Below are 365 nucleotides of genomic sequence, written 5' to 3' on the forward strand. Positions count from 1 at the left end.
GCTTTGTGGACCACCATTCCGCAAGAATTTGCCACACTCTTGTCACGCAGATACATTGCATTAAAGGTGAATTCTGCAACAGTACCGGGGATCACAACTGAATACGCCAGTGCGTTGTCACCCAGTTTACCCACTTGGTCGATGTCTTGTTGGTGAACCCACAGCGAACTATCAGGTAAACCATTTTCACGGTTAATTGTTTGGCTTGGGCCTAGCCCTGGAATGTGCGCAAAAATCATTGCATTCATATCTGGCGCATTACCGGCACCAATCTGACTTTGCAGATAACGCTCAAATTCGAGCGGGATTGTCGTTTGACTCATTGGGATATCTCCCCCTTATTCTTGCTTTAACTGCCTATAGAA

Annotated in this window: 1 protein-coding gene; it reads right to left on the minus strand. The window is 46.3% G+C overall.

Features of this window, described 5'->3' with window-relative positions; all coding sequences use genetic code 11:
* On the minus strand, positions 1 to 323 hold a 323-nt coding region (locus tag OW491_RS18235; RefSeq protein ID WP_290037312.1), incomplete at its 3' end, for a phage tail protein.
* Between the last annotated feature and the right edge of the window lie 42 nt (positions 324 to 365).

Origin of the sequence: Neptunomonas sp. CHC150, from assembly GCF_030397555.1 — a bacterium.
GTDB lineage: Bacteria > Pseudomonadota > Gammaproteobacteria > Pseudomonadales > Balneatricaceae > Neptunomonas > Neptunomonas phycophila.